General features: G+C 67.2%; 2 protein-coding genes. Both read left to right on the top strand.

From position 1 onward, the window contains the following. Positions 1 to 113: 113 nt before the first annotated feature. Entirely contained in the window at positions 114 to 836 is a 723-nt protein-coding gene (locus tag EN964_RS34010; RefSeq protein WP_127272187.1) for a ribulose-phosphate 3-epimerase, read from the top strand. Continuing rightward, positions 833 to 1591 (top strand): ROK family protein (locus tag EN964_RS34015; RefSeq protein WP_164776342.1); only part of this gene is annotated, 759 nt, incomplete at its 3' end. The genes EN964_RS34010 and EN964_RS34015, both read left to right, overlap by 4 nt.

Genomic DNA, 1591 nt, shown 5'->3' on the forward strand with positions numbered 1-1591 from the left:
GCGACCTTTGCCGAGGTGATGCCGAAGGCCACCGACAAGGAGTGCCATTTCGCCGAAATTCGCGCCGCCATCGCGGACTTTCTCGACATGAATTTCAACAACCAGGACCAGTCATGACCTCGAAACCTCTCTCAGGCCCGGCCGCCATCGCCGCATTGCCGCGCGACCGGATGATCGCCGAATTCTCGCTCTGGTCGGCCAATCTCGCCAATTTCGAAAACGACTTGAAGCGCATCGAGCCCTATGTCGATCTTCATCATATCGATGTGGCGGACGGTCATTTCGCACCGTCCTTCCTGTTCTTCCCCGATCTCGTCGCCCGCATCGCAGGGCTGACGGCGAAACCCATCCATGTCCACCTGATGGTCGATGAAGCAATCGTCGAGGCGCAGACGCGCCAGTTCATCGAAGCCGGCGCCGACATGATCAGCGTCCATGCCGAGAATGGCGAAGCCGGATTGCGCGCCGTGCGGCTGGCGCGGGAGCTCGGCGCCGAGGCCGGCGTCGTACTCAGGCTGGAGACGCCTGTGGAAGCGGTGACGGCCTTCGTCCCGGAAGTCGCCTTCGTGACGCTTCTTGGAACCGCAATCGGCGTCAAGGGACAGAGCCTGTCGGACAAGGCCTGCGACAGGCTGGGCGCTGCCCGCGCCATCCTGAGAGAGGCCGGCCGCGAGGCGCAAGTGGTTCTGGCGGCCGATGGCGGCATCCGCCACGAGACCGTGCCGTTGCTGCGTGCCGCCGGGGCCGAAACCGTGGTTCTCGGTTCGCTCGCCTTCGGTGACAAGGATCTCGCCGGCCGCATCGGCTGGCTGCACGGCTTGAAGGTCGCGGCATGACATCAGAAGCCGCCCTTGCGATCGATCTTGGCGGGACGGAGCTTCGCGCCGCCTTGGTCGACCGCGACGGCAAGATCCTGGCATTCGCGGCGGTGCCGACGCAGGCGCTGGCCGGTCCCGATGTGGTGATCGGCCAGATCGAGGCGTTGGCGGCGACAGTCCATGCCGAGGCCCCGGCACTTTCGGTCGTCGGCGTCGGCGTCGGTGCACCGGGGCCGCTCGATCCGCTGGCCGGCATCGCCGTCGGCCCGCCGACGCTCGCCGGCTGGCTGGACGTGCCGCTTGCCGACATCCTGGAACGGCGGCTCGGCCTGCCGGTGCGGCTGGAGAACGACGCCAATGCCGCGGCGCTCGGCGAATGGCGCTTCGGCGCCGGTCATGGCGCTCGCTCGCTGGTCTTTGTCACGGTTTCGACCGGCATCGGCGGCGGTGTCGTCGTCGACGGGCGCATCCTGCATGGCCGCCGTGGCCTTGCAGCCGAGATCGGTCACATGACCATCACCAATGAAGGCGAGCGCTGCGTATGCGGTGTCGTTGGCTGCTTCGAGGCCATCGCGTCGGGAACGGCACTTGGCCGCCGCGCCAGCGCCGCCACGGCAGCCGGAGACGGCTCTACCTTGCGACGCTTGTCAGCGGACGCGGAGGTGACCGGCCGCCATGTCGTCGAGGCGGCACGGCTGCAGGACGCTCTTGCCTCGGCCTTGCTGGAGGAGGAAGCGCGCTGGCTGGGCGTTGGCTTCACCAATCTCCTGCAT

Source organism: Mesorhizobium sp. M7A.F.Ca.CA.001.10.2.1, from assembly GCF_003998575.1.
GTDB lineage: Bacteria > Pseudomonadota > Alphaproteobacteria > Rhizobiales > Rhizobiaceae > Mesorhizobium.